This is a genomic window from Algoriphagus halophilus, from assembly GCF_041729275.1.
In the GTDB taxonomy this organism is placed as follows: Bacteria; Bacteroidota; Bacteroidia; order Cytophagales; family Cyclobacteriaceae; genus Algoriphagus; species Algoriphagus halophilus_A.
The window spans coordinates 3372152-3386219 of the sequence record NZ_CP146486.1; the positions used below are offsets into that span (position 1 = coordinate 3372152).

The window sequence follows — 14068 nt, forward strand, 5'->3', positions numbered from 1 at the left end:
GGTTGATGAAGGCAGAAAAAGACAGTACTTCTACAGGTAATCTGAATGAGCTGATTGACGGAGTGTTAGAATCAATTTATGTAAAGGAGCTTTCGATCAATGATGGCAAGTTCGTTACCTCCAATGCGATTGACACCTTAAAAAATAGGATTGACATTGAAGGTCTGGACTTTAAAATGATTGAGTTCTATTTAGGAGATGATGAATCGAAAAAGCAGAACCAATTTTTTTATGGAGAGGATGCTGCGATGGAAATCAGAGATGCAAGCTTGTATTTGTCTGATGAGGTTCATTTGATCAAAGGTGAAAAAATTAGTGTTTCTTCATTCAAAGATGAAATTGAGGTTGAAAATGTTAGTTTTGAGCCAAGGGAAGGAGCTCTTCAAGAAAAAGATCCAGACCATATTATTCGAATTTTTCTTCCTAAAGTAGCTTTAACCAAAGCTAACTTGAAATTATTATATAATGAAAGGAAGTTTGAAATGGATGAATTAATGCTCAATTCTCCTCAAGTGGAGTTTGTTGAGCGTCGAAAAAAGAAAAACCAACCTTCCCAAAACCTTTCAATAAAGGATTTATTGGAAGGGTACCTTACTGATGTAAAAATCGGAAAGTTTGATTTAAATGATGGAGAGGTTCAATTTAAAAATGAAGCTGGAGAAAGAACCAATGATATTGGATTTGAAAGATTTAGCTTAGAATTAGATGAGGTTTTCTTCCAACCTAACTCCACCAAATCAATCAGTGATTTCCTTTTTGCAAAAGATGTAGTCCTCAGTTTGGAGAAATATCGTTTAAAACTTCGTGATAACCTTCATGAGTTTAAGGCTGATCATGTGACCATTGATTCTAAAGATTCCCTTTTGTCAATCAGTGGCTTAAGCATAAGTCCCGAAAACCCAAATCAAGTTCAGCAAGTATTGGATGCCTACGGCAAAAGTGTGATTCTGGATATCCAAATTCCTGAGTTTAGGGCGGAAGGATTTAATATGAGAGCCGCATTCGAAGAGGAAAAGTTAGAAATCCAACAAATTTTGATTCCGGAACCTGAACTGTTCATGTCTAGGTTTAGAAAAAAACGTAGCTCAAATTCATCAGCATCTTTGGAGTCGAGTGTGGAAATTAAAAGCTTACTAACTTCCTATTTTAGTGTAATTGAAATTGATTCTCTGAGCTTTTCGGAAGGAAAAATTAAATATGAGAATTTCTCTGGCCCCAAGGATATCGCATTTCAAGAGGATAATTTATCCTTAAAGCTGAAAGGGTTTTATGTTGATAATACGGGCTATGAAAGAGAAGGCGATAGAACGTTTTTCTCTGAAGAAATCGATCTTAAGTTAAAAAATTATGCTTTTAATCTAGCGGGGGAAATTACCGGGCTACCACAAATAATTTAAGTTTCAACTCAATTGAGCAATCGATCATTATTGATAGTTTGGAGTTAGTTCCTGGTCCTGAATTGGAAAATAAACTTGCGCTTTCTTTAAACCTGCCACAAGTGTCATTCAACGGGGTAGATATTGAATCTTTTCTTTTTGAAAACGTTCTTGATCTGAATAAATTAAAAGTGACAGGGGGAGGATCAATATTGAAATTGATAAGGATTATGAACAGGAGGAGAAGGAGGAAAGTGAGCAGAGAAAATCTCTCCCAAAATCCATTGAATTAATTAAGATCGATTCAATTGAAGCCGTGAATTCCACTTTGGGAATCAACTTTCGATCAGGTACCAATGAGGCTCAGTCTATCCAAACAAATTTTGATTTAGGAATTCTAGGATTCAATTTTGATTCTACAGCGAATACAAAAGAAGATTTATCGGGTCTTTTTTCACAAATAAATCTATCTCTGCAGGATTTTTCTTTTGCGCTACCAGATAGTATTCATACCATCCAGTTTTCTAGTGTCAATGTAGATAATTCTGTCGATGCCACTATTTTTTCCAATTTTCAAGTGATTCCAAAAAGCACTACAATAGCTCCTGGATCTCCCATTATATCAGCAAGAATTGAAAGTCTATCTCTTCAAAATAATACGTTAAAGGAAATTCAAGAGACTGGGGTTTTTGACATGACTAAATTATCCTTAGTCAACCCTGTAATTGACATTTTCTTGGATTCTGCGGAAAAAGAAGTAAAGGCTAAGCCTGGAAAACCAAAAAATAAAGAAGGATTAATTCAAACGATACTTTTGCAGGATATCCTCGTTCAAAATGGCAAGTTTACTTTATATAATAAGGAATTAGGCCCCATTGAGCATTTGGCTTTTGATGGGGTAAATGTGGAATTGGCTGAACTGAATTTTAATTTGATAGGGAAGGATCAAAAAATAAGTCCACAGTTCCTATTGGAGAAAGACCATAGTTTATCCTTGACAAACTACGTGTATTATAGTTCCGATAGTCTCAATAGAGTTGATATAGGAAAGCTTAGTTTGCTAGATGATGATCTAATAGTAGAGGATGTCAAAGTGGGTCCGACAATTGGGAGATATAATTATTTAAACCAACAAGGTTTTCAATCCGATGCGATCGATGCAGAAATAAAAAAGGTCACTTTATTGAATATTGATTTTAATGAGTATTTCCTGAATAATAAAGTAAGAGCTCAGGGCTTATTTTTGGATAGCTTGAGTTTAGATGTGTTTAGAGATAAGCGTTTGCCCATAAAAGAAGGTGTCTACAAACCCATGCCACAAGCCTTGATGAGAAATTCACCAATTGATTTGGAGGTGGATTCTGTGAAAGTGAATGGTGGTCTAATCAGGTATGAGGAATTCGGTCCCAAATCCATGTTGCCAGGGATGATTACTTTCAATCAGGTTGATGTAAAACTGGCCCCTTTTATTCTAACCAAGAGTGATCAAGATTATCCTGTAAAAAATTCGGAATTACATGCCACCAGTAAGTTGATGGGGCAAGGTGATGTTCAGCTAGAGGCGACCTTATTTTATGAGGATCCTATCCGATGGAAGTGGATATCTCATTGGGTGAATTGGATTTGACCACTCTAAACAATATTCTTTCAAGAGGTGTATTTGTAAGGGTATTAGATGGGAGGGTTACTGATGGGAAATGGAATTTCAAGGTAAATGATGATGTAGCACAAGGGAAGATGAATTTCCATTATGAAGATTTGAAAATCGAATTCTTGGATAGTTTGACCTTGGAGCGGGGTACAGGGAAGCTTAACTTAATGACTTTTTTAGCAAATACCATTACCAAGAACTCTAATCCTCGTAGTTTTTTGAATAGACGAGTAACTGCTACGATTTATAGTGAGCGAGATAAATCTAAATTCATTTTCGGTGGTTGGTGGCGAGCTACCTTTAGTGGGCTGAAAGGGAGTCTAGGTTTAGGACAGCCAAAGGTGCCAAAAAGAAGGGAAGAAGAAGAGTAATACTCTATTCAAGACAAATAAAAATCCCCCTTTTATCAAGTAGATCAAAGAGGGATTTTTTGGATGTTTTTATTTCCGAATTAATTTGAGTTGTTCATTTTGATCTCCCCAAATAAGTTGGACGATATGCATTCCAGAGATGGCTGTTTCCAGATAGGAATTTACGGCCTGGTTTACCTCTTCGACAGAATTAGCGGAATAGCTAACATTTATCCCTCTTACATCTGAAATTCGAACGATAATTGGTTCATCATGATAGTTGGATGGATTGATTAAACCAACGGTTACATTTGATCTCAGTTCACTAGGGTTAGGATAGATGATCCAATTGGACTTACCTTTCAAACTTGGAACCTGAATAGCTCTAGTAACACTATAAGTAAACGTGTCTTCAAAATCCACTTGCTTTAATCGATAGAAAACATTTCCTCCATAAGCTGGGAGTTGAGTATCTGTAAAGGTATAATCAGTTTGGCTGTCCTTATATCCTTGGCCTGCAACTTCACCTATTTTTTCCCAATTGTTGGCGTTTCCTATGGATCTTTCTATATCGAATTTGGCATTTGCCCATTCTTTAGAGGTTGCCCAAGATAGTAGCCCATTACGATTGAATTCATCAAATTTCGCTTCAAAATAGAGGTATTCTACTTGTAGGATTTGGAAGTTGTAATAGGAAACAACAACGATTCCATCTCCACCTTTTCCGCCTCCTATATAACCTGCTCCTCCACCTGAACCGGTTTTATCTCTTCCAGGATATCCTACTGGACTTGGTGCAGTTAAATTGCCATCACCTCCAATTTTTATTCCATTAACAGATCCTCCTAATCCAACTTTATCCGTACCATTGAAGAATTCGCCAATTCCTCCTCCACCTGCGCCATATAATAATGTATAATCTTCTATTTGAATAGAAATTCCTTCTCCTCCAGCACCTCCTTCTCCTTGCCCATTTCCAGCAGCTTTGCCTTTTTTCCAATACCAGCAGGAAGGTTATTTGTTCCAATTTCTTGGGAAAGGCCCGACCCCCCTCCAGCGACGGAGTTTTGGCTATTACTGAAATCACCTTCACCACCGATATTTCCTAGATAGACATTTACATTAGTTCCTGTATAAGTATAGGCATCAACTGTTCCACCATTTCCAAACTCCCCAGAAGCACCTGTATTGGGGTCGTTTGGTTTAGCTCCACCTCCACCTCCAGCAGCACCAGAGCCCCCATGAGGATTATTAAAGGACCCACCTCCACCTCCACCTGGGACAATAATTTCTATAGGGCTCCCATTGATTGATCCTGTAAATGAAGATTCTTCTCCTGGCTGTCCAATTTGGTTTACACCACTAGCTCCTGGTCCACCTTCACCTACAACGATTCCATATGAAGTTCCAGCAGGTAGTCCATTGGGGTCGTTTGTACTGAAAACTTGAGATACTAAGCCTCCTGCTCCTCCTCCACCGGATCCTTCTCCACCGCCGCCGCCGCCGCCACCGCCGCCTACCAGTACTGTAAAGTCAATTAATCCTTGAGGAGCATTCCATTGAGTATCACAAATGAACTCAATAATGGTAGTTCCTGTAGAGGCACCATCATCGATTACTTCAATACAATCAAATTTATTTGCATCAGTACAGGAATAGGAGATCAAGACAAAGCCATCAGCTCCATTTCCTCCATCAGCATTTCCTTTTGCGCCACCGCCACCACCGCCAGGTCCTGAACCATTTAAACCTTTAGCATTTCCTGAACCACTTCCTCCCGCACCTCCGGTTCCTCCATTTCCGCCATCACCTCCTTTTCCTCCTGTTAGTGATGTTTCAATAAACCCGTTTTGACCATTCGAAGTGGTACCAACTCCTCCAATACCCGGTCCGGAAATAGTCGGGGCAGAACCTCCATAAGCATATGCGATGCTTGTTGTTTGAGGATTTGGATCCGATGAATTTTTTGTCACATAAGAATCACCACCCTTGATTGCGGAATTTCCGTTTGTAACGCCTCCAGCACCTCCTTTTCCAACAAAAACACCAATTGGATCACCTGGATTAACTGAAACAGTGACACTTGAGAATCCTCCTCCGCCACCGCCTGCACCTTTTGTCTTTTTGGAACCTCCTCCAGCTCCAGCTCCCCAAACTTGTACAGTAATTTCAGTGATTCCAGCTGGCACATAAAATGTTCCATCAGCTGTAAATGTTGCTCCACAGACACTAAAATAGGTAGTATTATCAGGTGAGGTTTGATCTAAATTAACCGGACAAACAGGGTTTCCATCAATAATTTTGGATATGCTTTGAATGGTTAATTGATATACTTCAGCATCGTCTTCTGGTAAGTCAACTGTTCTAAACACTCCTTTTCCATTGGTGACAGTAACTGGACTTGCTATTTCAGGTCCAATGGTATTTGGAACATCACTTTCCATGATATAAGTGACTTCATATTCACCATTCGTTAAAATAGATGGATCTCCGTTAATTGTGACAGTTGCAGCTCCACCTACAGATGAGGCAGATATAGAGGATACGGAAGTCAATGCTAATTGAGGAACAACTTCAATCGTACCCGTAGCCTCTAATCCATTAATACAATCTCCAATTAGAGGAATACTATAAGTTTGTGCGCCTATTGTTGGAGTGGTGGCCGTACCAGAAAAAGTGATCAATCCAGTAGAAGCATCAAATGTGGCGCTGATTCCATCTGGTAAGCCAACGGGAGTTCCTATTGCAGTAACTCCTGTAGTAGCTTGAGTAAATGGTGTCAATGTTGGACTGCTTATACAAACACTAGGATATGCGACAGAAGTTGGACCGACAGAGGCAAATGGTTCTACTTCTGTAGTTGAACTAGCTGTTGATGATGCTATACATCCATTAACGGAATCTGTATAGCTGACAGTTACTGTTTCGGATCCTGTAGTTAGCCATTGAATGGTGACACTTTCATTTGTATCTCCAATTCCTCCAGCTGTGATTACATAATCGGTTCCCTCTATTCCAGGTATATTCCAAATGTAATCGGATTGTCCGGCTTTGGTGGTATAGGTAACAGCATCCTGCTCACAGATTTCAATCCCAGGTTCCTCATCAAATGTAGGGACTGGCAAAGGATTTACGGTGATGTTATTATAAGCAGAATTGATTGGCGTACAATTATTTGAATTGGAATAATAGACATAAACATCTTTTGAGCCTTCAGTTAACCAAGTAAGTGTAACTGTTGGATCTGTAGTGCTAGTGCCGCCTGAAGTAACAGTATAATCCGTTCCAGGGACCCCTTGGATAGACCAAACATAATTTGATTCACCAGATCCTGATTGAGTGGTATATGTGACGGAGGTTCCAACACAAACATTTGCTAAAGGTTCCTCTTCAAATGTTGGTATTGGTAGAGGGTCAACAGTAACTGTCGTAAAATCTGAAAAATTCCTCGACAAGTTCCGCTTTGAACAACGGCTCTGAACTGTGTTGTTTCGGAAAGGGTTCCTGATGTGTAGGTGTCAGAGGTATTAGCGATATCCGTCCAGGACGAGAACGGGCTTACGGCACTTTGCCAACGTACCACATCCCCGACATGACCGGCGAGTGTCAAATCCGCTGGTGGAACCTTCACAAATGATTGTTCCTCCTGACACGAACCGCCCCTCTGTAGAAATAACGGTAACTGTCGTAAAATCTGAAAATTCGGGACAAGTTCCGTTTTTGAACAACGGCTCTGAACTGTGTTGTTTCGGAAAGGGTCTCTGAAGTGTAGGTGTCAGAGGTATTAGCGATATCCGTCCAGGACGAGAACGGGCTTACGGCACTTTGCCAACGTACCACATCCCCGACATGACCGGCGAGGTCAACTGGGCGCTGGTGGAACCTTCACAAATGATTGTTCCTCCTGACACCGAACCACCCTCTGTGGTAGGGTCAACGGTAACTGTCGTAAAATCTGAAAATTCCTCGGGACAAGTTCCGCTTTGAACAACGGCTCTGAACTGTGTTGTTTCGAAAGGGTTCCTGAAGTGTAGGTGTCAGAGGAATTAGCGATATCCGTCCAGGACGAGAACGGGCTTACGGCACTTTGCCAACGTACCACATCCCCGACATGACCGGCGAGTGTCAACTGGGCGCTGGTGGAACCTTCACAAATGATTGTTCCTCCTGACACCGAAGAACCCACCCTCTGTGGTAGGGTCAACGGTAACTGTCGTAAAATCTGAAAATTCCTCGGGACAAGTTCCAAGCTTTGAACAACGGCTCTGAACTGTGTTGTTTCGGAAAGGGTTCCTGAAGTGTGTAGGTGTCAGAGGTATTAGCGATATCCGTCCAGGACGAGAACGGGCTTACGGCACTTTGCCAACGTACCACATCCCCGACATGACCGGCGAGTGTCAACTGGGCGCTGGTGGAACCTTCACAAATGATTGTTCCTCCTGACACCGAACCACCTCTGTGGTAGGGTCAACGGTAACTGTCGTAAAATCTGAAAATTCCTCGGGACAAGTTCCGCTTTGAACAACGGCTCTGAACTGTGTTGTTTCGGAAAGGGTTCCTGAAGTGTAGGTGTCAGGGAGGTATTAGCGATATCCGTCCAGGACGAGAACGGGCTTACGGCACTTTGCCAACGTACCACATCCCCGACATGACCGGCGAGTGTCAACTGGGCGCTGGTGGAACCTTCACAAATGATTGTTCCTCCTGACACCGAACCACCCCTCTGTGGTAGGGTCAACGGTAACTGTCGCAAAAACCGAAAATTCCTCGGGACAAGTTCCGCTTTGAACAACGGCTCTGAACTGTGTTGTTTCGAAAGCGGTTCCTGAAGTGTAGGTGTCAGAGGTATTAGCGATATCCGTCCAGGACGAGAACGGCTTACGGCACTTTGCCAACGTACCACATCCCCGACATGACCGGCGAGTGTCAACTGGGCGCTGGTGGAACCTTCACAAATGATTGTTCCTCCTGACACCGAACCACCCTCTGTAGTAGGGTCAACAGTAACTGTCGTAAAATCTGAAAATTCTCGACAAGTTCCGCTTTGAACAACGGCTCTGAACTGTGTTGTTTCGGAAAGGGTTCCTGAAGTGTAGGTGTCAGAGGTATTTAGCGATATCCGTCCAGGACGAGAACGGGCTTACGGCACTTTGCCAACGTACCACATCCCCGACATGACCGGCGAGTGTCAACTGGGCGCTGGTGGAACCTTCACAAATGATTGTTCCTCCTGACACCGAACCACCCTCTGTGGTAGGGTCAACGGTTATAGTCCCCGTAACCTCCTCAGTTCCTACACATGTTCCTCCTGTAGCTGAAATTGTATATATCCCAGATTCTGTGGGGATTCCAATAATTGTAATGGCATCACCATCAAACGATGGAATAACAAAAAGGCCATTTGGTAAATTTGAAACTGCAATGGTCCCACCACCATCTACTGAATAATCTATTTGGTCGATTGTTCCACCAGGACAAACAGTTTGATTATCTGTTCCTGAATCTGAATCCAAAGTAATATTACAAGCAAAAGTCTCTTCAACCTTTAAAACCTCCTTTCGAATTTCTTTTGGAGTCGAATTGATTTCAGGTACTATTTCTTCTTCAACTGTAGTCGCTTCAAAAAATGCTGAAATGGGCTTTAAATCAGATAGTTTTATTCCTTTAGTTTGGGCATAGAAATTCCAACTGATAAAAATCAGACCTGTAAAAAGTATGGCTTTAAGTAGCTGTTTACCCATGTATATTGCTAATTAAGACAGGTGTATTTCGAATCCATTAAAATGTATTTCAAATATACTATGTTGCTTTTTAGTTTAAAAGAAATTGAACATAAATTATTGAATTACAATTAGTAAAGCTTCATTCTTGCTAGTACTAAAGAGTTAAATTGACAAAAATAAATTTTTGTCTTCCTACCCTGATTTTTGGTAAGGATTCAAATAGGCAATAGAAATTTTTAACTATTATTTTAAAATACAAATATATGCATTTAAGATTCACTTATATGAGTATATATAAAACATTGTTTTGAATATTAGTAGAAATGGTGCCTAATCTATCTATAATTATATAAAAAACAAATAATGTTCTATTTTAACTAAAACACATGCAAATAATATTTAAATATTAGTTTTATAATGTTTTGAAAATTTAGTAGACTCAAAAGGGGTCAAAAATTCAATCAGGATATAAATGCCTTCCTTATTTTTTAAAATTAAGTAGAAGTAAAAATTCCTTTTTTATTCTTGGAAATCTTCCTTATACCCGAAGCCTTGTGTCCACTGCCTAATTGAATAACACACTTGTTGGCCTAACATTTTTTAGACAATGACCAATGAATTAGGAGTTAAAGGAAGAAAATGGAATATGATTATAGGAATCCTGATCTAGTATAGGGAAAAAATTAATGGATATAGTTATTACAATTAGTTCTTAAGGATGATTTGGTAACTTTTTATGAGTTTACATCTGAAAAAGCATCCTACTTTTTGAGTTAACTTAATGAACCTTTAATCTTCCTCCTCTTAATCTTCCATTTATTGATTTGTTGTTCTGATAAAATTGGAAGAGCTAACTAGTTTTATTTCTTAAGGATTTTATGAGATTCTTGATGTGATCCCCAATTAATTTTTATGGTGTATAACCCATTTTTGGAACGAAGAAGATATTCCCGAATAATACTTGTTAGTTCGTCAGGGGTATAGCTCGAAAAAGTATCTGTTACCCCATTTATTTGAATAATTGAGACAGTTATTAACTCGTCAAAAATAGATGATGGGTCATTTAGTATTAGATTTAAATTGGCTCCATTGGTTGGGTTAGGATAAAGCTTCCATTTTTTGGAAGATAACAGAGGGTCTACCTGGATGGCTTTGGTTTTGCTATAGCTAAAATTTCCATCTTCATCTATTTGTTTTAACCTATAAAAAATATTTCCTCCTGAATGTGGAAGATGTTCATCCTGATATGAATAGGTAGAAATTTCCTGGCTAAAACCCTCTCCATCTACTTTCCCAATAGTTTCCCAATAATCGATTGTATTTACTGCTCGCTCAATTTCAAAATGAGAATTTTGCCACTCCTTGCCAGTCGCCCAATCCAAAATGCCTTTGCGATCTCTTGAGTTATAAACAGCATTAAAATAAAGGAACTCAACTGGTAAGATTCTATAGATTATATTTACCACAACCACTCCATCAGTACCTCTACTTCCCCTTGAAGGTCCAGCATTTCCTCCTGATCCGTACGAACCGTATCCATTTCCACCTACTCCATCGGCAGTAGTGCCTGTTCCGCCTCCTCCAGCTCCAAAAATTCCTGTAAAACCATTCGGAGTAATTCCATCTCCTCCATTTCCACCCTGCCCAATAGAAGCAGACGATATTCCAGAAGACCCTGTTCCATTTGCACCTCCTCCTCCAGCCCCGGCTGCTAAAACACTCGTAGTATAACTTCCGTTTCCCCCAGAATTTAAATAAATTATTCCTGATCCAGCTCCCGAACTTGTTCCACCTCCCGAACCTGGACCAGCTTGAGATGCGGGCGTTTTCCTAGAACCTGCACCACCACCCGAACCTCCAATACCACCATCTCTATTTGAGCCGGAACCTCCTCCATATCCACCTCCATTAGCTCTAAACGAACTGGTTGTAATTCCAGAATTTAAAACAACGATTGTATTTCCTCCTACAGTTCCTCTATTGCTTGAGTTTACTGAACCATTCCCTCCAGCCCCAATTGTTATAACTAATTCAGCTCCTAAGTTCAAATCCAAGTTGATGACTTTAACTTCTCCACCACCACCGCCACCGGCTGAAGTGCCACCTCCTCCGCCACCTCCTCCGCCGACTAATAAGATATCTACATTTGCCACTGCAAAATCTCATTTGTTGGGTCGTATCCTGTGATATCAGTCAGGTCTGTAATAGTGAAAGTTCCATTGGTGGTGTAGGTCTTAGTTGCACTAACTGACCTGGCATATTGAGCTGAAGAATCTAATACACTCCATAGAAAAGTGATTGAAAGCAATGAAAATCGTAATAGAGCATTCAAATTCAAATAAAACTTGAAGCCCCAAAGAGCAAATCTTAGATGCATTCTTTAGACTTAAAATCTAATCTTTATCAGGGTGAGATAAAAGACCAAATTCTTTCAGAATTAATTAAAACAACTAGCTAATAGGATATCCACTGACATTCAATGAAATATGCCTTTTTATTTAAGTCATATTTCATTGAATGTCAGTGGATATGGTGTACTTTCATAGGGTTTTCAAATGTAAAAAGTCTATATCAATTTTTTACATTTACCTCCAAAAAAATATCGAATAACTACTGAAAAATCTATTTGGAATTTTTATTCCTCAAAAAATAAAAGCCTTTGATTTAATTAAATCAAAGGCTTTAAAATCGATCCGGAATTGAGAAGTTAACCGTTCATGCTGATCAAAAACTCAGCATTATCTCGGGTTCCTTTCATTCTTTGTAACAAGAATTCCATGGACTCCTGAGCAGTCATATCACTCATGAGTTTACGCAGAATCCATACTCGCTGCATTTCTTCTTTGTCCATCAAGAGATCTTCTCTTCTTGTTCCAGAACTCAATACATCGATAGATGGATAGATTCTTCTGTTGGCAAGTTTTCTGTCCAAGGCCAGTTCCATGTTGCCTGTTCCTTTGAATTCTTCAAAGATCACTTCATCCATCTTAGATCCTGTTTCTACCAAGGCGGTTGCGATGATGGTTAATGAACCACCATTCTCAACATTTCTCGCAGCTCCAAAGAATCTTTTTGGTTTATGAAGCGCATTGGCATCCACACCACCAGAAAGGATTTTTCCTGAACTAGGGACAACAGTGTTATGGGCTCTGGCAAGTCTGGTAATCGAATCTAATAAGATCACTACATCATGACCAACTTCCACCATTCTCTTTGCTTTCTCCAATACAATATTGGCCACTTTTACGTGACGGTCTGCAGTCTCATCAAATGTGGAAGAGATCACCTCAGCATTCACTGATCTTGCCATATCCGTTACTTCTTCTGGTCTTTCGTCAATTAGAAGAATCATCAAATGCACTTCAGGATGGTTTTTGGTGATCGCGTTTGCAATCTGCTGTAAAAGTACAGTTTTACCAGTTTTTGGCTGTGCTACAATCATCCCTCTTTGCCCTTTACCTATCGGTGCAAATAAATCCAGGATTCTTGTAGACATTTTATCAGGTGTAGTAGAAAGATTTAATCTTTCTTCCGGGAAAAGAGGAGTTAAATACTCAAAAGGTACTCTATCTCTAATCTCATCTGTGGTTTTACCATTGACTGTCTCAATTTTTAACAGGGCAAAATACTTTTCCCCTTCTTTTGGAGGTCGAATAGACCCTTTGATATGGTCTCCGGTTTTTAAGCCAAATAGCTTGACTTGACTTGGTGACACATAGATGTCATCTGGAGAAGCTAGGTAATTGTAGTCCAAAGACCTTAAGAAACCATAACCTTCCTGCATCATTTCCAGAACACCTTCATTGACAATGACACCGTCAAATTCCCGGGCATTGACAAAAGGCCTTTTTCTATTCGAATGAGGAGTTGTTTCAGCAGCTGGTGCCATCACCTCATCCTGAGATTTGAAATTTTTCCTTCTTGGAAGTTCTACCTCTGGCTCTGGTTTATCATTGGATTTTGGAGCGGGGGCAGCAGATTTTGGATTTTCTTCTTTGCTCTTCTCGTCAAAAACCTTTCTTCTTGGTCTAAAAGTTTTGGCATCTTCAGCCTTGGCCGAATCCTCTTTAGGAGCTTCAGCTTTAGCAGGAGTTTCTTTCTTTGGTGCTCTTTCAGATTTTGCTTCTACTTTCTTAGGTTCTTCCGAAGAGGAGGTCTCAGCAGGTTTTTCTTTTGGGATCTCCGTTACATTTTGCCTTTTAAACTTAGGCTTGTATTCAGGTTCTTCGGCAGCAGGTTTTGAACTAGGTGCTGCTTTTTCTCTTCCTCTGGAGCTTTGGTTTCAGCAACAGACGGTTTCTTTTTAGGCAATGCTTTTTCTGGGGTGATAGCTTGCTGGTCAAGGATCGCGTAGACTAGATCGTCTTTCTTTAGAGTCTTGTGGTTTTTAACTCCCAGTTCCTCTGCGATTTCCTTCAGTTCAGACAGTAGTCTGATTCTGAGTTCTTCTATGTTGTACATAAAGAGGGTATGAAATAATAATATTTTGTAAAATGCGGTATTTGGGATCGTAATTGATTTTCTGAGCAAAAATGGTCTGCAGGAAAAACTTAAGTCAAAGTGGGCTGACTTAGACAACTACGCTACGTCACAATATTAAAGGATCGGTTTGGATTTAGCAAATTTTTATTCTTTTACTGTCATTTTCTTTCTAATTGTTTTTAGATCAGTCTAAAAGCTGACGAAGTATTGCCATGGATTTCCAGGTTTGATTGTTTTCCAATTGTTGATTATAAAATTCAAGTAAGTGATCCATCAATTTCCTTCTCAAAGACAAAGGCACCATGACATCACAAGCATATTTTGAAGTAATTAACTCGTTAATGAAGTTTTCGGCTGACTCTAGCTCTTCTAATTTAAAGGGTTGGCCTTGATTCTCTGTTAATAATTCTTTGGCACTTTCGGGAGCAAAGCCTAGATATTTTGCATGCTCAATTAAAAATACCAAAGGAAAATGAGTTAAGGAAC

General features: G+C 39.8%; 10 protein-coding genes and 1 pseudogene. 4 read left to right on the forward strand and 7 right to left on the reverse strand.

Annotated elements, in window-relative coordinates:
• Positions 1 to 5: 5 nt before the first annotated feature.
• The 4 genes from V8V91_RS18045 to V8V91_RS18060 all read left to right on the forward strand — a co-directional run bounded on the left by V8V91_RS18045 (position 6) and on the right by V8V91_RS18060 (position 3398).
• Positions 6 to 1397 (forward strand): hypothetical protein, encoded by a 1392-nt coding sequence (locus V8V91_RS18045; RefSeq protein WP_373396649.1) that lies wholly within the window; start codon positions 6 to 8, stop codon positions 1395 to 1397.
• A 62-nt stretch (positions 1398 to 1459) separates the two neighbouring features.
• Positions 1460 to 1669 (forward strand): hypothetical protein, encoded by a 210-nt coding sequence (locus V8V91_RS18050; RefSeq protein WP_373396650.1) that lies wholly within the window; start codon positions 1460 to 1462, stop codon positions 1667 to 1669.
• A gap of 23 nt (positions 1670 to 1692) precedes the next feature.
• Entirely contained in the window at positions 1693 to 3003 is a 1311-nt protein-coding gene (locus tag V8V91_RS18055) for a hypothetical protein (protein WP_373396651.1), read from the forward strand.
• Positions 2967 to 3398: a hypothetical protein gene (locus V8V91_RS18060; RefSeq protein WP_373396652.1), complete on the forward strand. Its 432-nt coding sequence runs from the start codon at positions 2967 to 2969 to the stop codon at positions 3396 to 3398. The genes V8V91_RS18055 and V8V91_RS18060 overlap by 37 nt, the downstream gene beginning before the upstream one ends.
• Positions 3399 to 3467: 69 nt before the next feature.
• On the opposite strand, the gene V8V91_RS18065 is transcribed toward V8V91_RS18060, so the two are convergent.
• The 7 genes and pseudogenes from V8V91_RS18065 to V8V91_RS18095 all read right to left on the reverse strand — a co-directional run bounded on the left by V8V91_RS18065 (position 3468) and on the right by V8V91_RS18095 (position 14048).
• Positions 3468 to 3800, reverse strand: a complete 333-nt coding sequence (locus tag V8V91_RS18065) for a T9SS type A sorting domain-containing protein (RefSeq protein ID WP_373396653.1) — start codon at positions 3798 to 3800, stop codon at positions 3468 to 3470.
• Between the two features lie 500 nt (positions 3801 to 4300).
• The gene (locus V8V91_RS18070) at positions 4301 to 6832 is read right to left on the reverse strand and encodes a glycine-rich domain-containing protein (RefSeq protein WP_373396654.1); all 2532 of its coding nucleotides are present in this window, start codon (positions 6830 to 6832) and stop codon (positions 4301 to 4303) included.
• Positions 6833 to 8476: 1644 nt separating this feature from the next.
• Positions 8477 to 9118, reverse strand: coding sequence for a hypothetical protein (locus V8V91_RS18075; protein ID WP_373396655.1), 642 nt, complete (start codon positions 9116 to 9118; stop codon positions 8477 to 8479).
• Positions 9119 to 9960: 842 nt separating this feature from the next.
• Complete coding sequence (locus V8V91_RS18080) at positions 9961 to 11253, reverse strand: T9SS type A sorting domain-containing protein (RefSeq protein ID WP_373396656.1); 1293 nt, start codon at positions 11251 to 11253, stop codon at positions 9961 to 9963.
• Entirely contained in the window at positions 11241 to 11432 is a 192-nt protein-coding gene (locus tag V8V91_RS18085) for a hypothetical protein (RefSeq protein WP_373396657.1), read from the reverse strand. Before V8V91_RS18085 ends, V8V91_RS18080 begins: the two co-directional genes overlap by 13 nt.
• Positions 11433 to 11807: 375 nt before the next feature.
• Positions 11808 to 13561, reverse strand: a pseudogene (rho, locus tag V8V91_RS18090) (transcription termination factor Rho).
• Between the two features lie 205 nt (positions 13562 to 13766).
• Positions 13767 to 14048, reverse strand: a complete 282-nt coding sequence (locus V8V91_RS18095; RefSeq protein ID WP_373396658.1) for a hypothetical protein — start codon at positions 14046 to 14048, stop codon at positions 13767 to 13769.
• Between the last annotated feature and the right edge of the window lie 20 nt (positions 14049 to 14068).